Raw genomic sequence first — 23965 nt, forward strand, 5'->3', positions numbered from 1 at the left:
TCAATCCTGGTGTTGGTGGTCGAGAGGTGGCCGTGGTGGCGGCGGTGTGGGGGTGACGAGCACCCGCTGGGCGACGGCCAGCAGGGCGGGGCGCAGCTCCTCGTCGGGGATGTCGGCGAACGCGCCGCACCCCTCGGCGATGCCGGCGAGCAGCACCAGCGCGGCGACCCGCGCGTCCTGCCCGCCGTCGGGGCCGGTCATCGCCTCGATCAGTCGCTCGGAGATGCGCTGGATGTGGGCGAAGGCCGGTTGGGCGAGCAGTTCCGGGAACTCCCCGCGCAGCAGCGCGATCTCACCCCGGAACCGCACCGCGAGGTCGACGAAGCCCTCCGCCGCCACGCGTTGCGCCGCCGCGCCGGTCAGCGCCGAGATCCGCTCGTCCAGCTCGCAGAGGGCCGCGATGGGTCCCGCCATCAGCTCGGCGAGCAGGGCCTCCTTGCCGGCGAAGTGGTAGAGCACCGCCGCCTTGGAGCAGCCCACCTCGCGGGCGATGTCCTGCAACGAGGTGCCCTTGTAGCCGGTCACCGCGAACCGCCGGGCCGCTGCGGCGAGGATCTCGCCGTGCGTGCGGGGGGTACGTCGGATCATGCGTTCCAGCATGCCTGACCGATCGGTCAGACACTGACCGATCGGTCAGAGGAAGTCGGTGGCGTTCGCCACAGGGCGGTGCCCCTCACCCCCGGCCGTGCCCCCGGTCGTACGCGGCCCGCGCCTCGCTGATCGCCGTACGGTGCCGCTGCGCCCAGGCGGTCAGCGCCAGCAACGGCTCGTACAGCTCCAACGCCATCGGGGTGGCCCGGTACTCCACCCTCGGCGGCACGCCCGGGTGCACCCGGCGGTGCAACAGGCCGTCCCGTTCCAGGTTGCGCAGGGTCAACGTGAGCATCCGGCGGCTGATCCCCTCGACCTGCCGGGTCAGCTCCGAGAAGCGGACCGGGCCGGGGGAGGCGGCCAGCAGGATGCCGATCGCCCACTTGCCGCCCACCCGGTCCAGCGCCTCCCGCAGGGTGCAGTCGCCGTCCCGTCCGCCGCCGTCGCACTCGTCGCCGTCCTGCTGCCCGCCGGTGTGGCCGTCGCTGTGTTCCCGGGACACGAGGGGTCTCCTTCCGCCGGTGCCATGGTCACAGACGGACACCCCGACGACGGGGCCGGCGGTCGACCCGTGTCGGGGTTGCGCCCGGCCGGCACGCCCGGGAGGGTGGGCGGATGGGTGGGGCGGAGGAGACACGGGACGGGGTCGGCCTGACCAATCTGGGCCAGCCGCTGCTCGCCGGGAGCGACCTGACCAAGCGGGACCTGGTCGACTACCTCGACGCCGTACGCGACCGCATCCTGCCCGGCCTGCGCGACCGGCCGCTGTCGGTGGTCCGGCTGCTGCGCGGGCAGGAGCCGTTCATGCAGAAGAACCTGCCGAAATACACCCCCGACTGGGTACGCCGCACCGCGATCTGGGCCGAGACCTCGCACCGCCAGGTGTCGTACGCGCTCTGCGACGACCGGCGCACCCTGCTCTGGTTCGCCAACCAGCGGGCCGTCGAATACCACCCGGCGCTGGTCACCGCGACCCGTCCCGAGCAGCCCACCCACCTCGTGCTCGATCTCGACCCGCCCGAGGGGGACGCCTTCCCGACGGTGGCCCGGGTCGCCGGGGCGGTCCGCCGGGCGCTGGCCGACGTCGGGCTGGCCGGCGCGGTGAAGACCAGCGGCGCCAAGGGACTGCACGTCTTCGTACCGGTGCACCCGGACACCACCGCCGAGGAGGTGGCCGCCGCGACCCGGGCGCTCGCCGTGCACACCGAACGTCTCGACCCGCAGGCGGCGACCACCGCCTTCATCCGGGAGGACCGGGGCGGCCGGGTCTTCGTCGACCCCACCCGGGCCGGCGGGGCGACGGTGGTCGCCGCGTACAGCCCCCGGATGCGCCCCGGGTTGCCGGTCTCCTTCCCGGTTGCCTGGGACGAGCTCGACCGGGTCACCCCGGCCGACTTCACCGTGCGGACCGTCCCGGCGATGCTCGGCGACCGCGACCCGTGGACCGGTGCGATGCCCGCACCGCAGCGGCTCCCGGCCGGCCTGGTGGCCGAGGGGCGGACCATCCCGGTGCCCCGGGTGCAGGCCATGCACGAGGGTAAACGCCGCGCCCGGGCCCGCCGCGAAAACCCCTGACCGGCCGTCGCCCGCCCGGCCGGGTGGTGATCGACTCCTGTGGGCCGATGGAGCGGCATCATCGAGCCGGGACAGCGCCACGGGGGCGATACTGCGTGGATCGTCGCGGTGACCCGGAAGCCCGCCCGGGTCGTTGACGGCCGGACACACGACGAAGGCCGCTGATCGGGTTTCCCCTGCTCAGCGGCCTTATCGTGCTGGTCGTCCGTGGTGCCCCCGGCAGGATTCGAACCTGCGCCCCCGCCTCCGGAGGGCGGTGCTCTATCCCCTGAGCTACGGGGGCTCAGCGACCTGAGAAGAGTAGCAAACCCCCTTCCGGATCACCGAATCGCCACCCGGCACCCCCCGGTTCTCCCCGTTGACCTGGGCGACCGTGACGTCGGGCGGGCTGTTCAGGCGGCGGCCAGGGTGCGTCCGCAGCTCGGCAGCGGGTGCAGGACGATGCGCCGGGGCAGCCGGCGGGGCCACTCGTTGCGGGGCCAGGAGCCGTCCACGATCAGGTGCACCGGGTGCTGGTCGACGCCGCTGAGCCGGAGCACGAAGTCGCGGGGCAGCGGCGGGTCCACGCTCGGCGTGGTGACCATGAACCGGACCCGGCCCCGGGACGACACCGCCGAGATCACCTCGGCGGCGGGCATGGTGCCGCGCAGGCGTACCCGGCCGATCCAGTAGACCTCCGCGTCGTGTTCCTGGGCGGCCCGGGTGATGGCCGGGTACTCGCCGCGTACCCAGCGTTCGACCGCACCGACGCAGAGCCCGCAGGCCCGCTCGCGTGGTTCCCGGGGGCCCAGCCCCCAGGCCCGCAGGTACGCCCCGACGGTGCCGGCGTCCATGGTGAGGTCGAAGCGGCGTTGGATGAGCGCGGCGAGGCTCTGGCGCGTCCAGAGTTCCTCGTCCAGCCCGAACCCGTCGGGGTGGACGCCGCGCAGTACGTCGATCAGTTCGAGTTCCTGTTCCCGGCTGAGCGCTCCCGACTCGCCCTGCCGGTGTCCGCGACGGGCGGCTGCCACCGCTCCGTCACCGCCGATGGTGTGGCGTCGGCACCAACTGGTGACCGAGCGCCGCGCGTCTCTGAGTGCAACCCCCACGTCCTACGCAACGAGCACTAATCGCAACTGGTCACGATATGTGGGTAGAAAGCTCTCGTAGGGGCTCAAAGGTGCGCAGCGCGCTAAAGATGCAAATCGCCCATAACCTGCCGTGGAGTCGGTGGATGCGCGGAGGCCCGCGTCCGCCGGGGCGGTACGCGGGCCTCCCAGGAGGTCGGGCGGGTCAGCCACCCAGGCGCTTCAGCGCGTTCTGCAGGTTGGTCAGGTCGGTCTGCTGGGTGTTCTTCATGATCTGGGCGACCTTGAGGACGTCGTCGTCGCTGCCGGCGTCCAGGATGCCCTGGATCATGTGGATGCCGCCGAGGTGATGCTTGATCATCATCTGGAGGAAGAGGACGTCCAGCTCGCGTCCCTGGGCGACGCGCAGCTTGGCCATCTCCTCAGGCGTCGCCATGCCCGGCATCAGACCGTTCTCGACCCTGGCCCCGTCGGGCATCCAGGCCATCCGGGGCTCGCTGCCGGTCGGGTCGAGCCCCCACGACCGCAACCAGGTCTGCATGGTGCCGATCTCGCCCTGCTGGCCGGTGGCGATGTCACCGCCGATCTGCCGCACCTCGGGGTCGGTGCCCCGGTCGAAGGCGATCAGCCCCATCTCGACCGCCTGGGCGTGGTGGGTGCTCATGTCCCGGGCGAAGCCGGCTTCCGCCGAGCTGTCGCCAGGCCGGGTCAACGTCGGGGTGAGCAGGCCGCCGGCGTACCCGAGCAGGAGGCCGACCACGATGGCGGCGGCCAGCACGAGCACGCCGTAACGGCCGGCGGGCCGCCGGTCACCTGCGGGGGTGACCGGGGGCTCGACGGGCGGCGTGTCGGTCGTCGCGGGAGCGGTCATCGCCACGTCCTCACTGGGTGGGCATCTCTTGCTGCTGCGGGACGTTGTCGCGCGGGGCGGTGCCGGTGGCCGTGATGCCCTGACCGCAGTTGGCGTTCGGGCCCTCGACCGAGGCGTTCACCCGCAGCGTCTTGATGAACTCGTCGATCCGGCTGTCGTCGGCGTTGTCGACCTTGAGCTGGTAGCCCCACGCCTGCAGCGAGATCGGCTTGTCCAGCCCCTCGAACGGGCTGAGCATGGCCTTCTCGACGCCCTGCACCTTGCCGCGCAGCTTGCTGACCTGGTCGGCCGGCAGGTCGGGACGGTAGGTGATCCACACCGTGCCGTGCTCCAGGCTGTGCACCGCGTGCTCGTTGGCGATCGGGGCGTCGTAGACGTCGCCCATGCAGTTCTGCCAGGCCGGGTTGTGTGGGCCGGCGACCGGCGGGAGCACGTCGTACTTGATCGCGCCCTGCTGGTGCTGGCCGCCCTGGACGAGCTTGGGGTCCTTCTCCCGGAAGTCGACGATACCGTCGATCTCGGCGGCCCGCTGCTCCCACGACTTGGAACCCTGGAAGGCCGCGTACGCGCCGTAACCGATGATCGAGACAGCGAGCACGCCCACGGCGACGAACAGGGCGATCGGGCCCCAGGACCGGCCCTGGCTGACCTTCACCGGGGTGATCGGCTTGCGCGGGCCCTTGCCGCCCGAGGTCTGCCGGGGGGTGCCCGTGGACTTGGCGGCCCCGGGCTTGCTGGCGCCGGCGGCGGGCCGGCCCGCCGCCGGCTTCTTACCGGTGCTGACCACGGTCGGACGGCGCTGCGGGCCGCCCGGGGTGCTGATGCTCATCGTCCCTCGTCAGGTCGGTCGGTCAGGGGAACTGGCGGGCCGGGTGACGCTCAGGGTCGCCGCCGAGTGCCCGAGTCTACCCCCGATAACATGGTTCGGTGACTCCCGCAGAACTCGCCGAGGTCGTCCTCTCCGCAGCCCACGCCGTCTTCCGCGAGCGCGGGCTCGACCCCGCCGCGCTTCCGGCGCACACGGCGGTGGAGCGACCGCGTAACCCCGACCACGGCGACTACGCCTCGACGCTGGCCCTCCAGCTCAGCAAGAAGGTCGGCGTCCCGCCCCGGGAGCTGGCCGCCGCGCTGGCCGACCAGCTCGGTCGGGCGGCCGGGATCAAGTCGGTGGAGATCGCCGGCCCCGGCTTCCTCAACATCCGGCTCGACGCCGCCGCCGCCGGCCAGCTCGCCCGGGTGATCGTCGAGGCCGGCGAGGAGTACGGCCGCAGCGACCGGCTCGCCGGCCAGCGGATCAACCTGGAGTTCGTCTCGGCCAACCCGACCGGCCCGGTGCACATCGGCGGGGTCCGCTGGGCGGCCGTCGGCGACGCGCTCAGCCGGCTGCTGCGGGCCACCGGCGCCGACGTCGGCACCGAGTACTACTTCAACGACGCCGGGTCGCAGATCGACAGGTTCGCCAGGTCGCTGCTCTGCGCGGCGAAGGGCGAGCCGGCCCCCGAGGACGGCTACGGCGGGGCGTACATCGCCGAGATCGCCGAGCAGGTCCGGGCGATCCGGCCGGACGTGCTCGACCTGCCCGACGGCGAGGCCCAGGAGGTGTTCCGGGTCGAGGGCGTCACGCTGATGTTCGCCGAGATCAGGTCCTCGCTGCGCGGCTTCGGGGTGGAGTTCGACACCTACTTCAACGAGAAGGACCTGCACGACCGGGGTGAGCTGGACCTCGCCCTGGACCGGCTGCGCGCGCAGGGCCACCTGTACGAGGCCGACGGGGCGACCTGGCTGCGCACCACCGACTTCGGTGACGACAAGGACCGGGTGCTGCGCAAGTCCAACGGTGAGTGGACGTACTTCGCTGCCGACTGCGCCTACTACCTGGACAAGCGGGAGCGCGGCTTCGAGCGGGTCGTGATCATGCTGGGCGCGGATCACCACGGCTACATCGGGCGGATGAAGGCGATGTCCGCCTGCTTCGGCGACGACCCGGCGGTCAACCTGGAGATCCTCATCGGCCAGCTGGTCAACCTGGTCCGTGACGGCGTACCACTGCGGATGAGCAAGCGCGCGGGCACCGTGGTCACCCTGGAGGACCTGGTCGACGCGATCGGGGTGGACGCCTCCCGCTACGCGCTGGCCCGCTACTCCAGCGACTCCCCGATCGACATCGACGTCGAGTTGTGGACCCGGGCCACCCGCGACAACCCGGTCTACTACGTGCAGTACGTCGCGGCCCGCACGGCCAGCGTCGGCCGCAACGCCGCCGAGGTCGGCCTGAGCCGGGGCGACGGGACCGGGTTCCATCCCGAGCTGCTCGACCACGACAAGGAGAACGAGCTACTCAAGGCGCTCGCCGAGTTCCCCGCCGTGGTCGCCGCCGCCGCCGAGCTGCGCGAGCCGCACCGGGTGGCCCGCTACCTGGAGGACCTGGCCGGGGCGTACCACCGGTTCTACGACAACTGCCGGGTCCTGCCGCGCGGCGACGAGGAGGTCACCGACCTGCACCGGGCCCGGCTCTGGCTCAACGACGCCACCCGCACGGTGATCGCCAACGGGCTGCGCCTGCTCGGCGTCACCGCCCCGGAGAGGATGTAGCCCTGATGCGTGCCCACGAAGCCGGTGCCCTGCACGGCGACATCGGAGACCGGGGGCCGGGCTGGCTGCGTTCGCCGGCCGACGTCAACGCCCTGGTCCCGCAGCTGTGGCCGCGCCAGGTCGAGCGCGGCGCGGGCGGCGCGCTGACCGTCGCGGGCCTCGACGTCCGCGAACTGGCTGCCGGGTACGGCACCCCGGCGTACATCCTCGACGAGGACGACCTGCGCTCGCGGGCCCGGGACTTCCGGGACGCCTTCCCCGACGTGGACGTCTACTACGCCGGCAAGGCGTTCCTCTGCCGGGCGGTGGTCCGGATGATCGCCGAGGAGGGCCTGCACCTGGACGTCTGCTCCGGCGGCGAGCTGGCCACCGCGCTGTCGGCCGGGATGCCCGCCGAGCGGATCGGCTTCCACGGCAACAACAAGTCCGTCGCCGAGCTGACCCGGGCGCTGGACACCGGGGTGGGGCGGATCATCCTCGACTCGTTCACCGAGATCGACCGGCTCACCGCGCTGGCCCGGGAACGCGGGGTCCGCCCCGGCGTGCTGATCCGGGTCACCGTCGGGGTGGAGGCGCACACCCACGAGTTCATCGCCACCGCCCACGAGGACCAGAAGTTCGGGTTCTCGCTGGCCGGCGGGGCCGCCGCCGCGGCAGCCTTCCGGGTCATCGACGAGGGTGTGCTGGACCTGCGCGGGCTGCACTCGCACATCGGTTCGCAGATCTTCGACACCAGCGGCTTCGAGGTCTCCGCCCGCCGGGTGCTCGCCCTGCAGGCGCAGATCCGCGACGCCCGGGGGGTGGAGCTGCCCGAGCTGGACCTGGGCGGCGGCTTCGGCATCGCCTACACCACCCAGGACGACCCGTCAACCCCGGCGGAACTGGCCAAGCGGCTCCGCAAGATCGTCGACTCGGAGTGCGCGGCGGAGAACCTGGCCGTCCCGCACCTGTCGATCGAACCGGGCCGGGCCATCGTCGGCCCCGCCGTGTTCACCCTCTACACGGTCGGCACCGTCAAGGACGTCGACGGGCTGCGCACGTACGTCAGCGTGGACGGCGGGATGAGCGACAACATCCGGACCGCCCTCTACGACGCCTCGTACTCGGCGACGCTGGCCGGCCGGACCTCGACCGCCGAGCCACTGCTGGCCCGCGTGGTGGGAAAGCATTGTGAGTCCGGGGACATCGTGGTGAAGGATGAATTCCTGCCCGCCGACGTGCAGCCCGGAGATCTTGTCGCGGTCCCCGGCACGGGGGCGTACTGCCGGAGCATGGCCAGCAACTACAACCATGTGCCCCGCCCCCCGGTGGTAGCGGTGCGTGACGGCCGAGCCCGGCTGATCGTACGGCGGGAGACCGAAGAAGACCTGCTCGCTTTGGATGTGGGATGACGTCACCTGTGCGCTTGGCTCTGCTCGGCTGCGGAACGGTCGGTAGCGAGGTGGTCCGGCTGCTGCACGAGCAGGCCGCCGACCTGGCCGCCCGGATCGGTGCTCCGCTGGAGATCGCCGGTATCGCCGTGCGCCGCCTCGGCCGGGACCGGGGTGGCCTCCCCGTCGACCCGGCGCTGTTCACCACCGACCCGCTCGGCCTGATCAAACGCGACGACGTGGACGTCGTCGTCGAGGTGGTCGGCGGTATCGAGCCGGCGCGGAGCTGGCTGGTGGAGGCGCTGCGCGCCGGCAAGAGCGTGGTCACCGCCAACAAGGCGCTGCTCGCCGAGGACGGCGCGGCCCTGCACGACGCGGCGGCCGAGGGCGGGGCCGACCTCTACTACGAGGCCTCCGTCGCCGGGGCGATCCCGCTGCTGCGCCCGCTGCGCGAGTCGCTGCACGGCGACCGGATCAACCGGGTCACCGGCATCGTCAACGGCACCACCAACTTCATCCTCTCCGCGATGGACGCCACCGGTGCCGGCTTCGCCGAGGCGCTGGACGAGGCGACCGAGCTGGGGTATGCCGAGGCCGACCCGACCGCCGACGTGGAGGGCTTCGACGCCGCCGCGAAGGCCGCCATCCTGGCGTCGCTGGCCTTCCACACCCGGGTCACCGCCGCCGACGTGCACCGTGAGGGCATCACCGAGGTCACCGTCGCCGACATGGCCAGCGCCAAGGCGATGGGCTGCACCATCAAACTACTCTGCATCGCCGCCCGGGGCACCGACGCGGCCGGCCGGGAGACGGTCAGCGTCCGGGTGCACCCCGCGATGATCCCGCTGACCCACCCGCTGGCCAGCGTCGGCGACGCGTTCAACGCGGTCTTCGTCGAGGCCGAGGCGGCCGGGCAGCTGATGTTCTACGGCCGGGGGGCCGGTGGTGCGCCGACGGCCAGCGCGGTCCTCGGCGACGTGGTCGCGGTGTCCCGTAACCGGCTCGCCGGCGCCCATGCGGCCAGCGAGTCCGCCTACGCCGACCTGGCGGTCCGGCCGATGGGCGAGGCGCTGACCCGTTACCACATCAGTCTCGACGTGGTCGACCGGCCGGGTGTGCTCCAGGCGGTGGCCGGGGTGTTCGCCAGGCACGACGTGTCCATCGCCACCGTCCGGCAGGGGCCGGCCGGTGGCGGCCCGGCGGGCCGGGGCGAGGACGCCGACCTGGTCATCGTCACCCACGTCGCCCCGGACGCCGCGCTCGCCGCGACGGTACGGGAGCTGCGTGGGCTGGACATCGTCCGGTCGGTGGCCAGCGTGCTGCGGGTCGAGGGCGGGGCGTGACCGGGCGTCTCGCCTGATGGTTATCGGTGGGTGTGCCGGGGCGCGATGGGCGAGGCTGGTCCAGGCTGGCAGGGGCTCCGGCGCGACCGGGGCGGCAGAGGCGAGGAGAGCGACATGTGGCGGGGCCTGATCGAGACGTACCGGGACCGGCTGCCGGTCACCGACGCCACGCCCGTGGTCACCCTGCACGAGGGGAACACCCCGCTGCTGCCCGCGCCGGCGCTCTCCGCCCGGCTCGGCGCGGACGTCTACCTCAAGGTCGAGGGGGCCAACCCGACCGGCTCGTTCAAGGACCGGGGGATGACCGTCGCCGTCTCCAAGGCGGTCGAGGCCGGCGACAAGGCGATCATCTGCGCCTCCACCGGCAACACCAGCGCCTCCGCCGCGGCGTACGCGGCCCGGGCCGGGATCACCTGCGCGGTGCTGGTGCCGCAGGGCAAGATCGCGCTGGGAAAGCTGGCCCAGGCGCTGGTGCACGGGGCCAAGCTGCTCCAGGTGCAGGGCAACTTCGACGACTGTCTGGCGCTGGCCTCGAAGCTCGCCCAGGACTTCCCGGTGGCCCTGGTCAACTCGGTCAACCCGGACCGGCTGCACGGCCAGAAGACGGCCGCCTTCGAGATCGTCGAGGCGCTCGGTGACGCCCCCGACATCCACTGCCTGCCGGTCGGCAACGCCGGCAACATCTCCGCCTACTGGATGGGCTACTCGGAGGACCTGCGCGCCGGCAACGCCACCCGCGCCCCGAAGATGTACGGCTTCCAGGCCGCCGGGGCGGCCCCGATCGTCAGCGGCCAGGTGGTGCCGGAGCCGTCGACCATCGCCACCGCCATCCGGATCGGCAACCCGGCGAGCTGGACCAAGGCGCTCGACGCCCGGGACACCTCGCAGGGGCTGATCGCCGCGGTGACCGACCGCGAGATCCTGGCCGCCTACCGGCTGCTCGCCCGGGAGGTGGGGGTCTTCGTCGAGTTGGGCAGCGCGGCCAGCGTGGCGGGGCTGCTCCAGCAGGGGGCCGAGGGTCGGGTGCCGGCCGGGTCGACGGTGGTGTGCACGGTCACCGGCCACGGCCTGAAGGACCCGGAGTGGGCGATCTCCACCGCCCCCGCCCCGATCACCATCGCCAACGACGCCCTGACCGCGGCCCGCTCCCTCGACCTGGCCTGATTCCCGCCCCGCGCCGGGCGACGGTGCCGTCCCCCGTCGGCCGGGCCGTCGGGTGACCACCCCGTGACAGGTGGGGGAGACCGGGTCGGGCAGACTTTCCTCACGCTGTCCCCTCTCCCAGGAGTGAGCCACGCCGATGTCGCTGCTCGCCAGATCCAGCCTCGCCAACCGGGGGCTCGTCGCCCTGATCGCGGTGGTGACCGCGGCGTTCGGGGCGTTCGCCGTCCCCTCGCTCAAGCAGCAGTTGCTGCCCTCGCTGGAGTTCCCCGGCGCGTTCGTCGTCGCGGTCTACCCGGGCGCCTCGCCGGAGATCGTCGAGGCGCAGGTCGCCGAGCCGATCGAGAACAGTCTCCGGAGCATTCCCGGCCTGGAGAAGGTCACCTCCACCTCGCGGGAGGGGTCGGCGACGATCGCGGTGGAGTTCGTCTTCGGCACCGACATCGACGACGTGGCCAACAAGATGCAGACCGCGCTGAGCCGGCTCGACGCGCAACTGCCCGAGGAGGTCGACCCGCAGGTCGTCACCGGCAGCACCGACGACCTGCCGGCCGTGGTGCTGGCGGCCACCGGCGGTGGCGACGAGCAGGCCCTCGCCGCCAAGCTGCGCGACACGGTGGTGCCGGAGCTGGAGGGGATCGACGGGGTCCGCACGGTCGCCGTCACCGGCACCCGCGAGCAGGTCGTGACGATCGTGCCGGACCCGGCGAAGTTCGCCGCCGCCAAGCTGACCCCGACCGCGATCGCCACCGCGCTGAAGTCCAACGGCATCGCCGTCCCGGCCGGCGCGGTCGTCGACGGCACCACCGCGCTGCCGGTGCAGGTGGGCGCCCCGGTCACCACACTCGACCAGTTGCGGGGCATCGCGCTCACCCCGACCGCGCCGAAGGCCGCTCCGGTCCGGCTCGGTGACGTGGCGACCGTCGAGCAGCAGCTCGCCCCGGCCACCGCGATCACCCGTACCAACGGCAAGGAGAGCATCGGCGTCCAGGTGACGGCCGCGCAGGACGGCAACGCCGTACGGATCTCGCACGACATCCGGGACCGGCTGGACGACCTGCGGTCCGCCTCCGGCGCCGAGCTGACCATCGTGTTCGACCAGGCCCCGTTCGTCGAGAAGTCGATCGAGAGCCTGACCACCGAGGGACTGCTCGGCCTGCTGATGGCGGTCGTGGTGATCCTGGTCTTCCTGCTGTCGGTCCGGTCCACCCTGGTCACCGCGGTCTCCATCCCGCTGTCGGTGGTGGTGGCGCTGCTCGCCCTGTGGATCGGCGACTACTCGCTCAACCTGCTCACCCTGGGTGCGCTCACCATCGCGGTCGGGCGGGTGGTGGACGACTCGATCGTGGTGTTGGAGAACATCAAACGCCACCTGGAGTACGGCGAACCCAAGCGGGACGCGATCGTCGCCGCCGTCCGCGAGGTGGCCGGGGCGGTGACCGCGTCGACGCTCACCACGGTCGCGGTGTTCGCGCCGATCGCCCTGGTGGGTGGCTTCGTCGGGCAGCTCTTCGCGCCGTTCGCGATCACCGTCACGGTGGCCCTGCTCGCTTCGCTGCTGGTGTCGCTGACGGTGATCCCGGTGCTGGCGTACTGGTTCCTCAAGCCGCCGCGGGACGGGGCGGACGAGGCGGTGCGCCGGGCCGCCGAGGCCAAGGAACTGCGCAGCCCGTTGCAGCGGGCGTACCTGCCGGCGATCGGGTTCGCCACCCGGACCCGCCGGACCCGGTGGATCACCGTGGCGGTGGGCATCCTGCTGCTGTTCGGCACGTTCGGGTTGGCCCAGAAGCTGGAGACCAACTTCCTCGACGACTCGGGCCAGGACACCCTGAACATCAGCCAGAAGCTACCGGCCGGCTCCGGGCTGGCCGCGACCGACGCGGCGGCCCGCCTGGTCGAGGGGGTGCTGGCACGTACCGACGGGGTCGAGACCTACCAGGTGAGCGCGGGCGGCAACGACCAGCCGTGGCTGGGCGGCGGGGGCAACAACACCGCCCAGTGGTCGGTGGCGCTCGGTGGGGACACCGACGCCAAGGAGATGAAGGAGGTCCTGCGCCGGGAGTTCGACCGGCTCGGGTCCGGGGCCGGCGAGTTGAGCTTCGGCAACGGGCAGGGTGCCACGTCCGGCAGCCAGTTGGAGGTGGTCGTCCAGGCCGCCGACACCGACACCCTGAACCGGGCCGCCGACCAGGTCCGGGCGGCGATGGCGGGCACCCCCGGCGTCGAGGACGTCGCCACCAGCCTGGCCGACCGGGTGCCCCGGGTCAACGTGACGGTCGACCGGCTCGCCGCGGCCCGGGTGGGGCTCAGTGAGGCCGCGGTCGGGCAGTTGGTGTCGCAGGCGTACCGGGGCAGCGCGCTGGGCCGGGTGACCCTCGACGGCGGCCAGCAGGACGTGGTGCTGCGGACGACGGCGGCCCCGCCGCTGACCGAGGAGCAGTTGCGGGCGCTGCCGGTGGGCCCGGTGAAGCTCGACGACATCGCCGACGTCACCCGGGGCGAGGGGCCGCAGCAGATCACCCGGATCGACGGTGAGCGCAGCGTCTCGGTGACCGGCACGGCCACCGGCTCCAACCTCGGTGCGACGACGGCCGAGCTGAAGAAGCGGCTGGACGATCTGGACGTGCCGGGGGCGACGATCGCCGTGGGTGGCGCGAGCGCCCAGCAGGAGGACGCCTTCGGCGATCTGGGCCTGGCGGTGCTGGCGGCGATCGCGATCGTCTTCCTGATCATGGTGGCGACGTTCCGGAGCATCACCCAGGCGCTGATCCTGCTGATCTCCGTCCCGTTCGCGGCGACCGGCGCGATCGCCCTGCTGCTGGTCACCGGGACCCCGCTGGGTGTGCCGGCGCTGATCGGCGTGCTCATGCTGGTCGGCATCGTGGTGACCAACGCGATCGTGCTGCTGGATCTGATCAACCAGTACCGGGCGCAGGGGATGGGCATCACCGAGGCGGTGGTCGAGGGCGGCCGGCGTCGGCTGCGGCCGATCCTGATGACGGCGGTGGCGACGATCTTCGCGCTGCTGCCGATGGCCCTCGGGCTGACCGGCGAGGGCGGCTTCATCTCCCAGCCGCTCGCGGTGGTGGTGATCGGTGGGCTGCTCAGTTCGACCCTGCTCACCCTGGTCCTGGTGCCGACCCTCTACACGATGGTGGAACGCACCAAGGAGTCGCTGCGCGAGCGGCGGGCCGGCCGGCGGGGGCGGGCCTCCGACGAGGGCGGCCCCACCGGGACGCCCGCCGAGCCGGCCGCGGAGGTGCCGACGCCGGTGGGTGCCCCGGCGGCCGAGGCGTCGGGTGAACCGTCGGCCCGACCGACCCCGTCGGCGGCGCTGGTGGACGGCACCGACCAGTTCGAGGTGCTGCGGCTGCCGAAGAGCCGCCGGTCGCCGCTGCCACCTACCGAGTAGTCCGTCCCGGCCGCGTCGCACCGGCCACCCCCGACCCGCCGCGACCGGGTCGGGGGCGGAGCCGCCGTCGCGCCACGACGCGCCCCCGGTCCGGGGTCACCGGGCCGGGGGCGCGTCGCGTCGCACCCGGGACAGCAGACCTGCCACCGGGTACGGTCACCCCATGCTCCGCTACTGTCGGCCATCTCCGATCCACCCTGGGTGATGGTCGTCGACGGGGCGGAGCCGACCGGCCCGGGCGGCGGGCGGTGGGGCCGGCGACGGTTGCTCGGCGGCGGGGCGCTGCTGGCCGGAGGCGTCGCGCTGGGGGCCACCGGCATGTCCCGGGGGACCTGGCTGGCCGACCGGCACCTGCCGTTGTCCGGCGGCCCGGCCAGCGCCACCGTCGGCAACCGGCGGCAGGACGTCGGCTCGGGCGGGCTCCAGGTGGTGTGGCACGTCCCGACCACGCGACGGCTGGTCGCGCTGACCTTCGACGACGGCCCGCTGCCGCAGTGGACGCCGACCGTGCTGGACACTCTGGACACGCACGCGGTGCCGGCGACCTTCTTCCTGGTCGGGGAACGGGTGCGCCGGCACGCCGGGTTGATCCGCGGGCGGCTGGCCCGGCACGAGGTGGGCAACCACAGTTGGCGGCACCGGGACCTGGCGAGGCTGGCCGCTGCCGCCGTGCACGACGACCTGCGCCGCTCGCACGAGACCATCGCCGAGGTCACCGGCATGCCGCCCCGGCTGGTCCGGCCCCCGTACGGGCACCTGGGCGGCGGGGTGCTGCACGCCGCCGTACGCCTCGACTACCGGGTCGTGCTCTGGTCGTTGCAGATGGTGGAGGGGGAGTACCCGGACGACCCGGCGGGGCACGCCCGGCGGATCGTGTCCGACGTCGTGCCGGGCACGATCCTGCTCGCCCACGACGCGGGCCCGGAGAACCGTCAGGTGGCGCTGCGCGGACTGGCCGCGATGATCACCGGCCTACGGGCCCGGGGCTACACCTTCGTCACGGTCTCCGAGCTGCTGGCCCACCCGACCGGCTCCCGCACCGGGGGGTAGGGTCCGGGCACGTGTCCTCTCCGCTCTCCGTCCTCGCCCGCAACCGGGACTTCCGCAATCTCTTCCTCGCCGAGCTGGTGGTCTTCGGGGCCGACTGGTTCGTCATGGTGCCGCTGCTGGTGCTGCTGCCGGAACTGACCGGCAGCGGGGTGTGGGGCGCCCTGGTGCTGGCGCTGGACACCGGGGTGCTGGCGCTGCTGCTGCCGTACACCGGGACCATCGCCGACCGGTTCGACCGCCGGAAGGTCATGATGGCCGCGAACGGCGTGACGCTGCTCGGCGTGCTGCTGCTGCTCGGCGTCCGTGACGCCGGTACGGCCTGGCTGGCCATGGTGGCGATCACCGCGGTGGCGGTCGGCAAGGCGTTCTACTCGCCGGCCGCGCAGGCCGCCCTGCCCAACGTGCTCGATCCGGCCGACCTGGCCGTCGGCAACGCCGTCGCCGGCTCCGCCTGGGGGACGATGACGGTGGTCGGGGCGTCCCTGGGTGGCGTGCTGACCGCGGCCGTCGGGCCGTACGCCTGCTTCTGGGTGGGGGTGGTCGGCCTGGTGGCGGCGGCGGGCCTGGCGGCGCTGATCCGCCGGCCGTTGCAGGCACCCCGGGAGGCCGACCGGACGACCCCGCGCACCTGGACGGCCATCCGCGAGGCGCTGGGCCACATCCGGCACCGGCCCCGGGTGCTGGCGCTGGTCACGGTGAAGTCGGCGGTGGGGCTGGGCAACGGCGTGCTGACCGTCTTCCCCCTGCTGGCCGCCGTGTACGGGGCCGGGCCGGTCGGCACCGGCCTGCTCTTCGCGGCGCGTGGGGCGGGGGCGCTGGTGGGACCGATCCTGATGAGCCGGGTGCTGACCAACCGGGCCTGGCTGCTGCCCGGCCTGGCCCTGTCGATGTCGCTGTACGGCCTGGCCTACCTGGGCGCGGCGGTGGCGAGCTGGTTCCCGCTGGTGCTGCTGCTGGTCTTCGTGGCGCACTTCGGCGGCGGCAGCAACTGGGTGCTGTCGAACTTCGCCCTCCAGGGCGAGGTGCCCGACCGGCTGCGCGGCCGGGTGTTCGCCACCGACATGATGCTGGCGACCCTGGCGATCTCGGTCAGTCAGCTCGTGGTGGCCGGCGTGGTCGACCTGGTCGACGAGCGGGTGGTGCTGGCCGGCTGCGGCCTGGTCACCGTCGTGTACGCGGTGGGCTGGCGGATCGCCACCCGCCGGCTCTCGCTCACCGACCCGGCCACCGGCGGTGACCCGCTGACCGCCCGCTGACCACGGCGGGCGGTGCGGCTCAGTCGGCGCGGTCGACCCGTGCTGGGGGGCTCAGTCGGCGTAGCCGACCCGTGGTGGGGGGCTCAGTCGGCGCGGTCGACCGGGGGTGGCGCGTCCGGCGGTTGGTCGCTCCCGCCCCAGGCATCCCGACCCGGGTGCTCCGTGGCGTGACCCGGGTGGTCCGTGGCCTGACCGGCGGCGTACCCGGCCGGCGGGCCACCCGGGTATCCGGTCGGGGTGCCACCGCCCGGGGGCGTCCAGGTGCCCCTCGGCTGACCGGGCACGGGGGACGGGGACGCGGCCCGGCGGCCGACGAAGACGGCGGCGACGACGAGACCCAGGCCGACCGGGTAGCCGATCCAGCCGACGACGCTGACGGCGAGGCTCCACGTCTGGTATTGGCGTATCCCGCCGGAGCGGATCAGCTCCGGCAGGGCCGCGACCCAGGCGGTGGTGAACAGCTCCAGCAGCAGCAGGACGGCGGCCCCGGCGAGCAGGAACGACCGGGACCGGCCGGGCAACCGGCGGCCGGCGGTGACGCCGAGCACCAGAACGGTGAGCAGGGTCAGCAGGATGGGCAGGTGCCCCAGCACCTGGGTGAGCCGGTAACCGAGCATTGCCACGTCGCCTCCCGACCGGTCGATGGATCGGCGTCAGGTTAACCGAGTTGATCCAGTTCCACCCTCCGGGCGAGGCGGTGCGACGTCGGTCCCGGGCCCTAGCATGATCCCGTGCCGACGATTTTCGCCTCCGGGCCGGTGCGGGTGCGGGTGCCCGCGACCAGCGCCAACCTGGGCCCCGGGTTCGACGCCCTCGGGCTCGCCCTCGCCCTGCACGACGACGTGGCCGCCGAGGTGACCCCGGCCGGCGTCCGGGTGGCGGTGACCGGCGAGGGCGCCGGCGACCTGCCGCCGGATGACCGGCACCTGGTGGTCGTCGCGATGCGGGCCGCCTTCGACCTGCTCGGCGCGCAGCCGCCGGGGCTGGCCCTGGAGTGCGTGAACCGGATTCCGCAGGCCCGGGGTCTGGGTTCCTCCTCGGCGGCGATCGTGGCCGGGGTGCTGCTGGCCCGGGGTCTGGTCAGCGACGGCGCGCAGCGGCTCGACGACGAGGCGGTGCTGCGGCTGGCAGCCGAGATCGAGGGCCATCCGGACAACGTCGCGCCGTGCCTGCTCGGCGGGTTCACCGTCGCCTGGACGGAGCCGACCGGCGGGCGGGCGGTGTCGCTGCCGGTCGCGGCCGGGATCTCGCCCACCGTCTTCGTGCCGGCCGAGCGGGGGTTGACGGCCACCGCGCGGGCGGCGTTGCCGGCGACGGTGCCGCACGGGGACGCGGCGCTGAACGCGGGCCGGTCGGCCCTGCTGGTGCACGCGTTGACCGCCGCGCCCGAGTTACTGCTGCCGGCCACCGTCGACCGGCTGCACCAGGACTACCGCGCGGCCGGGATGCCACAGACCGCCGCCCTGGTCAGCGAGTTGCGTGCGGCGGATGTGGCCGCCGTGGTCAGTGGGGCGGGCCCGACGGTGCTGGCGTTCACCGCGCCGCCCGACGGGTTCGACCCGGGAACAGAATGGGAAGTCTGGCGGTTGCCGGTAGAGGTGCGCGGAGCGACGCTCGCACGGGGTAGACTGGGACACGCCGAGCGGGACCCTGTTGCCGCAGGTCGGAAGAGTTGATTACGCTCTAGACTCAGCACAGCCGCGAAGCACGCGATCTCTCTGCGGGTCGGCGCACCCCGAAGCTCTCGGCGGTCAGCCCGTCACCCCTGCCAAGGCCCACGCCGCACCGCAGTTTCCGCAGGTCGCCGCAGACGGCGAGACCTGCTCACCGACGTTGGTGAGTTGGGAAACCGCCCGGCTGCTGTGCCACAGACTCCCGCGACGCGTCATGCGAGGCGGGTGCACCGAGGCCGCCCGGCCACCTTGCTTGTCGATCCCGGGCAGTCCCGGCCTATCGAGGGAAGGAATCCATTGAGCGACACCACCGACGTGACGTCGGATGTTTCCAACGTCGCTGGCGATGCCACCACCGCCGCCCCCACCCGCCGTCGGCGCAGCGGTACCGGTCTGTCGGCGATGCTGCTGCCGGAGCTGCAGAGCCTGGCCGCGTCGCTCGGCATCTCCGGGACTGCTCGCATGCGCAAGGGCGAGCTGATCAGCGCGATCTCCGAGCGGCAGCAGGGCGGCGCCGCGACCGGCACCCCTCGACCGCGGGCCGAGGTGGCGGCTGCGGCTGCCCCCGTCCGGGAGGAGGTGCACGCCGAGGTGACCCCGGAGCGTGCCACCGAGCCGGCGTCGGCCACCCCTGCCGTCACCACCGAGCCCGAGGGCCGGACCCGGACCCGGCGCAGCCGGGCCAGCACCGCCGAGGCGCGGCCGGCTGCCGAGGCACGGGTCGTCGAGACCCGTACCGAGGAGCCGCCGGTCGAGGCCGGTGAGCGTCCCGAGCGGGCCGAGGGCCGTACCGGCCGGGACCGTGGCGAGCGCACCGGAGCCGAGCGCACGGGTAACGAGCGGACCGGCGGTGACCGGGCCGAGCGGGCCGGTAACGACCGGGCCGAGCGGACGGACAACGACCGTACCGGCCGCAACGACCGGACCGAGCGCGCGGGCAACGACCGGGGCGAGCGGGCCGACCGGGCCGGTAACGACCGGGGCGAGCGGGCCGGTAACGACCGGGCCGAGCGTAACGACCGGGCCGAGCGCAGCGACCGGGGCGACCGCAACGATCGCAGCGACCGGGGTGAGCGGGCCGACCGCAACGACCGTGGTCAGCGCGACAACCGTGACAACCGGGACGACTCCGACGACGACGAGAACGGCGGCCGGCGGGGCCGGCGCAGCCGGTTCCGGGACCGTCGTCGGGGCCGGGGTGACCGGGCCGAGGGCGGCAACGACACCGGCGGCGGTCGCGAGCCGCAGGTCGGCGAGGACGAGGTGCTGGTCCCGGTGGCGGGCATCATCGACGTACTCGACAACTACGCCTTCGTGCGGACCACCGGCTACCTGGCCGGTCCGAACGACGTCTACGTCTCCATGTCGCAGATCAAGAAGTACGGCCTGCGCCGGGGCGACGCGATCACCGGCGCGGTCCGGGCGGCCCGGGACAGCGGCAGCGGCGACCAGCGGCGGGACAAGTACAACCCGCTGGTCCGGCTGGACACCATCAACGGCATGGAGCCGGACGAGGCCCGCCGTCGTCCCGAGTTCTACAAGCTCACCCCGCTGTACCCGCAGGAGCGGTTGCGGCTGGAGACCGAGCCGCACATCCTGACCACCCGGGTGATCGACCTGGTGATGCCGTTGGGCAAGGGGCAGCGGGCGCTGATCGTGTCGCCGCCCAAGGCCGGCAAGACCATGGTGCTCCAGGCGATCGCGAACGCGATCACCCACAACAATCCGGAGTGCCACCTGATGGTGGTGCTGGTCGACGAGCGGCCCGAAGAGGTCACCGACATGCAGCGCTCGGTGAAGGGCGAGGTCATCGCGGCCACGTTCGACCGTCCGCCGCAGGACCACACCACGGTCGCCGAGCTGGCGATCGAGCGGGCCAAGCGCCTGGTCGAGCTGGGGCACGACGTGGTCGTGCTGCTCGACTCGGTGACCCGGCTCGGCCGGTCGTACAACCTGGCGGCGCCGGCCTCCGGCCGGATCATGTCCGGTGGTATCGACTCGACGGCGCTCTACCCGCCGAAGCGGTTCCTGGGTGCGGCCCGCAACATCGAGAACGGTGGCTCGCTGACCATCCTGGCCACCGCGCTGGTGGAGACCGGGTCGATGGCGGACACGGTCATCTTCGAGGAGTTCAAGGGCACCGGCAACGCCGAGTTGAAGCTCGACCGGAAGATCGCCGACAAGCGGACCTTCCCGGCCGTGGACGTCAGCGCCTCGGGCACGCGCAAGGAGGAGATCCTGCTCGCGCCGGAGGAGCTGGCCATCATCCACAAGCTCCGCAAGGTGCTGCACTCGCTGGACTCGCAGGCGGCGCTGGACCTGCTGCTCGACCGGCTCAAGCAGTCCCGCACCAACATCGAGTTCCTGATGCAGATCGCCAAGTCGACACCGGGGGAGTGACCCGCTCCGGGTGAGACCGCCACGAAGGGCACGGCCGCAGCGGCCGTGCCCTTCGTCGTACCCGGGAATTGCGTCGGTGGACTTTTCTTTCGCTGGGCCGGGCAGCTCTTGAAAATTCTGTGCGCGGCCGGGTTGACTGGGGGGCGGGGGTTCCCGGCCGAGCGGGCCGGGCCCGGCCACCGACGGGCGGCGGAGGGGAACCTGGGGAGGCGTCCGTCGCCCGGTGGCCCGGCCGGGTGGGCTTCTGAACCTGGGGGAGGAGCCCACCCGGTCCGGTCCGCCCACCGGGCGAGGAATGCGGGGCCGCAGCGGCGGGAATGCGGGTGGCGGGACGGGCGTTACCACTGCCGGACCGATCGTGCGGCCCGCCCGTCGGGTCGGCTCACGCCCATGGCACACTGGTCAATCGGCCACCGGTTCCGGTTCACGCCCGAGTCCGTCGCGCACCAGGCGGCGGGGGATCAGCGGCGACCCGGCGACCACCTGACGAAAGGACCGAGGCGACATGAAGCCCAACATCCACCCGGAGTACACGACGACCGAGGTCAAGTGCTCCTGCGGCAACTCCTTCACGACCCGCAGCACCGCCAAGGGCGGCTCGATCAGCGTCGAGACCTGCAGCGCCTGCCACCCGTTCTACACCGGCAAGCAGCGCGTCCTCGACACCGCGGGCCGGGTCGCCAAGTTCCAGCAGAAGTACGCCAAGGTCCAGGCGAAGAAGGCCAAGTAGCTCCACCGACGACGCCCGTGTCCGGCCCCGTGCCGGACGCGGGCGTCGTCCGTTGCGCCCCCCTGTGACCGCCGTGTCCCGTTCCACCGTCGCCGGACCCGTCGAAGGAGCACCCCCCGCATGAGCAGCGAGCGCCTGGCCGCCCTCCTCGACGAGTACGCCGAGCTGGAGAAGCGGCTGGCCGACCCGGCCATCCACGCCGACCAGAACACCGCCCGCCGGGTCGGTCGCCGCTACGCCGAACTGGTCGGGCTGCACAAGGCCGCCGGTGAGCTGGAACAGGCCCGCGCCGACCTGGTCGCGGCCCGCGAACTGGCCGCCGAGGACCCGGCGTTCGGCGAGGAGGCCGACTCGCTCGCGGCGACCCTGCCGGCGCTGGAGGAACGGCTGGCCGAGCTGCTGATCCCCCGGGACCCGCACGATGCCAAGGACGTGATCATCGAGATCAAGGCCGGCGAGGGCGGCGAGGAATCCGCGCTGTTCGCCGGTGACCTGCTGCGGATGTACACCCGCTACGCCGAGCGGCACGGCTGGCTGACCGAGGTGATCGACGCACAGGACTCCGACCTCGGCGGGGTCAAGGACGTCTCGCTGGCGATCAAGACCAAGGGGGTCCCGGACGGCGGCAACGGCGTCTGGTCCCGGTTGAAGTGGGAAGGCGGGGTACACCGGGTGCAGCGGGTCCCGGTCACCGAGTCACAGGGCCGCATCCACACCAGCGCGGCCGGTGTCCTGGTGCTGCCCGAAGCCGAGGACGTCGACGTCACCATCGACCCGAACGAGCTGCGGATCGACGTGTTCCGTTCGTCGGGGCCGGGCGGCCAGTCGGTGAACACCACCGACTCGGCGGTGCGCATCACCCACCTGCCCACCGGCGTGGTGGTCTCCTGCCAGAACGAGAAGTCCCAGTTGCAGAACCGGGAACAGGCGATGCGCATCCTGCGGGCCCGGCTGCTGGCGGTGGCCCAGGAGCAGGCCGACGCCGCCGCCTCGGACGCCCGCAAGGCCCAGGTGCGCACCGTGGACCGCTCGGAGCGGATCCGCACCTACAACTTCCCGCAGAACCGGATCACCGACCACCGGATCGGCTACACGGCGTACAACCTCGACCTGGCGTTGGCCGGGGAACTGGACGGCGTCCTGGACGCCCTCGCCGAGGCGGACCGGGCCGCCCGGCTCGCCGGCGACACCGAGCTGACCCGCCGCTGACCCGCTCCGCGCCGGCCCGACGCGGCCCGCCACAGCGGGCCTGACGGCGTCGTGGCGCCGGCGGGGAAAACCCCTGGGGTACGGGTCAGGAGGTGCGGGAGCGGGCCTTGGCGCGCAGCATCTCCCGGTCGGCGATCTCGAACGCGAGCCCGAGGGCGTCGCGCAGCGCGGTGCCGGTGCCGGTGCCGGCGACCTCGGCGAACCCGATGCTCACCCCGACCGGGGTGCCGGGCACCAGCGACTCCCAGTCCTCGGTGCGCACCGCCGCGTCGATCCGGCGGGCCACCTCGGCCGCCTCGGTCATGCCGGCACCGGAGAGCACCACCACGAACTCGTCGCCGCCGTAGCGGGCCACGAAGTCGCCGCGCCGCATCACCCGGTTGATCACCCCGGCGATGCGTTGCAGCACCAGGTCGCCGGAGTGGTGGCCGTGGTGGGTGTTGACCGCCTTGAAGCCGTCGAGGTCGCAGACGCCGATCACCACCCGCTCACCCCGGGACACCACCGAACCGATGTAGCGCTCCAGCCGCCGCCGGTTGGGCAGCCCGGTCAACGGGTCGGTGAGCGCCTCACCCTCGTAGCGGGCGGCCTCCCGGCGCATCTCCTCGTGGTCGATGCGGGCGGCGATGCCGTCGATGTAGACGTCGCGCAGCCGGTCGTTGCGCTGGGCGGCCAGCCGGAACGCCATCCGGTCGGCGCGGTGCGCGGCGGCGTGGTCACCGGCCCGGGAGAAGGCGATGCTGCGCAACCGGGACAACTCCGCCGCGCCGAGCGTCTCGGCCGACACCCGGGCCGAGTCCAGCCGGGTGATCGCCTCGATCGGGCGGCCGTCGGCGACCGCCAGGCAGACGTGGCCGAGCTGGCGCATGTCCCGGGCGCGGGCGCTGTCCCCGCCGTGGTCGAGCAGCCGGGCCGGCTCCGGTCCGACCGGGGTCGCGTCGCCGAGCGCCGCCCGGCGGACCGCCGCGTAGCCGTACGCGGCGAGGCTGCTCGGCCGCAGCCGGTCGGCCCGCCCGTCGTCGACGAACCGGGCCAGGTCGGCCGCGATGTCGCGGAGCACCCGCAGGCAGCCGTCGCTGTCGCCGTTGTGGTCGAGCGCGACGGCGTTGCGCAGCCGGATGCCGGGGGCGGCGAAGGTCTCCTCGGGGATGCCGGCGGCGGCGCCGTGCTGGCGGGCCCGCTCGATCGCGCCCAGCGCGTAGCCGTGGAAGCTGAGGTAGGAGTAGGCCATCGCCAGGTCGTGCCAGCCCCAGGCGGTGTCCCGGTCCCGGTCCTCCGCCGCGCCCAGCGCCCGCGCCGCCCGGACCAGGTGGGTGACGCAGCGGTCCAGCGCACCCTGGTGGTGCGCGGCGAGCGCGGCCAGCGCGTTGAGGTGCCCGTGCAGGTAGGGCTCGGGCAGGTCGCGCACCGCCCCGGAGGCCTCCTCGATGGCCCGGGTGAACTCGGCCGTCCGGCCCAGGTTGATCAACGCGCAGAGCCGCTGCACCAGCGCGTCCGCCCGGGTGTACGGGTCGGCGGTGGTGCGCAGCACCCGGTCGAGGACGCCGACCGCCTCGGCCGAGCGGCTCACCTCCTGGAGGTCGCGGGCATGCGTGAGGGCGTCAACCTGGTCATCGACCCGGTCGAGCCACCCCACCTGGCGAACCTCCCGTCGGTGTGCGCCCG

The 23965-nt window shown here is 73.2% G+C and carries 19 protein-coding genes and 1 tRNA gene; 12 read left to right on the forward strand and 8 right to left on the reverse strand.

Going from position 1 to position 23965, the window contains the following annotated elements; genetic code table 11:
* Both JQN84_RS09605 and JQN84_RS09610 read right to left on the reverse strand, forming a co-directional pair.
* Positions 1 to 588 carry a TetR/AcrR family transcriptional regulator gene (locus tag JQN84_RS09605; protein WP_204957980.1) on the reverse strand — a complete coding sequence of 196 codons (588 nt, stop codon included), beginning with the start codon at positions 586 to 588 and terminating at the stop codon, positions 1 to 3.
* Between the two features lie 85 nt (positions 589 to 673).
* Positions 674 to 1006 carry a winged helix-turn-helix transcriptional regulator gene (locus tag JQN84_RS09610; RefSeq protein ID WP_239485203.1) on the reverse strand — a complete coding sequence of 111 codons (333 nt, stop codon included), beginning with the start codon at positions 1004 to 1006 and terminating at the stop codon, positions 674 to 676.
* A 200-nt stretch (positions 1007 to 1206) separates the two neighbouring features.
* Here JQN84_RS09610 and ligD point away from each other — a divergent pair, with 200 nt between their 5' ends.
* Positions 1207 to 2166, forward strand: coding sequence for a non-homologous end-joining DNA ligase (gene ligD, locus JQN84_RS09615; protein ID WP_204957982.1), 960 nt, complete (start codon positions 1207 to 1209; stop codon positions 2164 to 2166).
* Positions 2167 to 2374: 208 nt separating this feature from the next.
* On the opposite strand, the gene JQN84_RS09620 is transcribed toward ligD, so the two are convergent.
* The 4 genes from JQN84_RS09620 to JQN84_RS09635 all read right to left on the reverse strand — a co-directional run bounded on the left by JQN84_RS09620 (position 2375) and on the right by JQN84_RS09635 (position 4933).
* Positions 2375 to 2449: transfer RNA gene (locus JQN84_RS09620), tRNA-Arg, on the reverse strand.
* Between the two features lie 109 nt (positions 2450 to 2558).
* A complete protein-coding gene (locus JQN84_RS09625; RefSeq protein ID WP_204957983.1) occupies positions 2559 to 3254 on the reverse strand; it encodes a winged helix-turn-helix domain-containing protein in 696 nt (231 codons plus the stop codon).
* A 184-nt stretch (positions 3255 to 3438) separates the two neighbouring features.
* Positions 3439 to 4104: a DUF305 domain-containing protein gene (locus JQN84_RS09630; RefSeq protein ID WP_204957984.1), complete on the reverse strand. Its 666-nt coding sequence runs from the start codon at positions 4102 to 4104 to the stop codon at positions 3439 to 3441.
* A gap of 10 nt (positions 4105 to 4114) precedes the next feature.
* Positions 4115 to 4933: a thioredoxin-like domain-containing protein gene (locus JQN84_RS09635; protein WP_204957985.1), complete on the reverse strand. Its 819-nt coding sequence runs from the start codon at positions 4931 to 4933 to the stop codon at positions 4115 to 4117.
* Positions 4934 to 5031: 98 nt separating this feature from the next.
* On the opposite strand from JQN84_RS09635, the gene argS reads away from it, so the two are divergent.
* The 7 genes from argS (at position 5032) to JQN84_RS09670 (ending at position 16288) form a co-directional block, all read left to right on the forward strand.
* Positions 5032 to 6696 carry an arginine--tRNA ligase gene (gene argS, locus JQN84_RS09640; protein WP_204957986.1) on the forward strand — a complete coding sequence of 555 codons (1665 nt, stop codon included), beginning with the start codon at positions 5032 to 5034 and terminating at the stop codon, positions 6694 to 6696.
* A 5-nt stretch (positions 6697 to 6701) separates the two neighbouring features.
* On the forward strand, positions 6702 to 8087 hold the full coding sequence (lysA, locus tag JQN84_RS09645; RefSeq protein WP_204957987.1) for a diaminopimelate decarboxylase: 1386 nt from the start codon (positions 6702 to 6704) through the stop codon (positions 8085 to 8087).
* A gap of 8 nt (positions 8088 to 8095) precedes the next feature.
* Positions 8096 to 9409, forward strand: a complete 1314-nt coding sequence (locus JQN84_RS09650) for a homoserine dehydrogenase (protein WP_204958216.1) — start codon at positions 8096 to 8098, stop codon at positions 9407 to 9409.
* A 114-nt stretch (positions 9410 to 9523) separates the two neighbouring features.
* Positions 9524 to 10573, forward strand: coding sequence for a threonine synthase (thrC, locus tag JQN84_RS09655; RefSeq protein ID WP_204957988.1), 1050 nt, complete (start codon positions 9524 to 9526; stop codon positions 10571 to 10573).
* 136 nt (positions 10574 to 10709) lie between these two features.
* Entirely contained in the window at positions 10710 to 13982 is a 3273-nt protein-coding gene (locus tag JQN84_RS09660) for an efflux RND transporter permease subunit (protein ID WP_204957989.1), read from the forward strand.
* A 204-nt stretch (positions 13983 to 14186) separates the two neighbouring features.
* Positions 14187 to 15032: a polysaccharide deacetylase family protein gene (locus JQN84_RS09665; protein ID WP_204958217.1), complete on the forward strand. Its 846-nt coding sequence runs from the start codon at positions 14187 to 14189 to the stop codon at positions 15030 to 15032.
* Positions 15033 to 15043: 11 nt separating this feature from the next.
* Positions 15044 to 16288: an MFS transporter gene (locus JQN84_RS09670; RefSeq protein WP_204957990.1), complete on the forward strand. Its 1245-nt coding sequence runs from the start codon at positions 15044 to 15046 to the stop codon at positions 16286 to 16288.
* A gap of 83 nt (positions 16289 to 16371) precedes the next feature.
* On the opposite strand, the gene JQN84_RS09675 is transcribed toward JQN84_RS09670, so the two are convergent.
* Positions 16372 to 16911 carry a hypothetical protein gene (locus JQN84_RS09675; RefSeq protein ID WP_204957991.1) on the reverse strand — a complete coding sequence of 180 codons (540 nt, stop codon included), beginning with the start codon at positions 16909 to 16911 and terminating at the stop codon, positions 16372 to 16374.
* A 108-nt stretch (positions 16912 to 17019) separates the two neighbouring features.
* Here JQN84_RS09675 and thrB point away from each other — a divergent pair, with 108 nt between their 5' ends.
* From thrB to prfA, 4 genes are all read left to right on the forward strand, one after another.
* Positions 17020 to 17964 carry a homoserine kinase gene (gene thrB / locus JQN84_RS09680; RefSeq protein WP_204957992.1) on the forward strand — a complete coding sequence of 315 codons (945 nt, stop codon included), beginning with the start codon at positions 17020 to 17022 and terminating at the stop codon, positions 17962 to 17964.
* 294 nt (positions 17965 to 18258) lie between these two features.
* Positions 18259 to 20361, forward strand: a complete 2103-nt coding sequence (gene rho / locus JQN84_RS09685) for a transcription termination factor Rho (protein WP_204957993.1) — start codon at positions 18259 to 18261, stop codon at positions 20359 to 20361.
* A gap of 505 nt (positions 20362 to 20866) precedes the next feature.
* On the forward strand, positions 20867 to 21091 hold the full coding sequence (gene rpmE, locus JQN84_RS09690; protein ID WP_088642795.1) for a 50S ribosomal protein L31: 225 nt from the start codon (positions 20867 to 20869) through the stop codon (positions 21089 to 21091).
* 120 nt (positions 21092 to 21211) lie between these two features.
* Complete coding sequence (gene prfA, locus JQN84_RS09695) at positions 21212 to 22300, forward strand: peptide chain release factor 1 (protein ID WP_204957994.1); 1089 nt, start codon at positions 21212 to 21214, stop codon at positions 22298 to 22300.
* Positions 22301 to 22385: 85 nt separating this feature from the next.
* On the opposite strand, the gene JQN84_RS09700 is transcribed toward prfA, so the two are convergent.
* Positions 22386 to 23936 carry a GGDEF domain-containing protein gene (locus JQN84_RS09700; protein ID WP_204957995.1) on the reverse strand — a complete coding sequence of 517 codons (1551 nt, stop codon included), beginning with the start codon at positions 23934 to 23936 and terminating at the stop codon, positions 22386 to 22388.
* Between the last annotated feature and the right edge of the window lie 29 nt (positions 23937 to 23965).

The organism is Micromonospora humidisoli (assembly GCF_016900955.1).
GTDB lineage: Bacteria > Actinomycetota > Actinomycetes > Mycobacteriales > Micromonosporaceae > Micromonospora > Micromonospora wenchangensis.

What these genes read in the sequence shown, in the direction of transcription:
- rpmE (WP_088642795.1), top strand. Translation starts at nt 20,867, where the DNA reads ATGAAGCCCAACATCCACCCGGAGTACACGACGACCGAGGTCAAGTGC.
- ligD (WP_204957982.1), top strand. Translation starts at nt 1,207, where the DNA reads ATGGGTGGGGCGGAGGAGACACGGGACGGGGTCGGCCTGACCAATCTG.
- thrC (WP_204957988.1), top strand. Translation starts at nt 9,524, where the DNA reads ATGTGGCGGGGCCTGATCGAGACGTACCGGGACCGGCTGCCGGTCACC.
- JQN84_RS09665 (WP_204958217.1), top strand. Translation starts at nt 14,187, where the DNA reads ATGGTCGTCGACGGGGCGGAGCCGACCGGCCCGGGCGGCGGGCGGTGG.
- JQN84_RS09635 (WP_204957985.1), bottom strand. Translation starts at nt 4,933, where the DNA reads ATGAGCATCAGCACCCCGGGCGGCCCGCAGCGCCGTCCGACCGTGGTC.
- JQN84_RS09630 (WP_204957984.1), bottom strand. Translation starts at nt 4,104, where the DNA reads ATGACCGCTCCCGCGACGACCGACACGCCGCCCGTCGAGCCCCCGGTC.
- prfA (WP_204957994.1), top strand. Translation starts at nt 21,212, where the DNA reads ATGAGCAGCGAGCGCCTGGCCGCCCTCCTCGACGAGTACGCCGAGCTG.
- JQN84_RS09605 (WP_204957980.1), bottom strand. Translation starts at nt 588, where the DNA reads ATGATCCGACGTACCCCCCGCACGCACGGCGAGATCCTCGCCGCAGCG.
- JQN84_RS09660 (WP_204957989.1), top strand. Translation starts at nt 10,710, where the DNA reads ATGTCGCTGCTCGCCAGATCCAGCCTCGCCAACCGGGGGCTCGTCGCC.
- lysA (WP_204957987.1), top strand. Translation starts at nt 6,702, where the DNA reads ATGCGTGCCCACGAAGCCGGTGCCCTGCACGGCGACATCGGAGACCGG.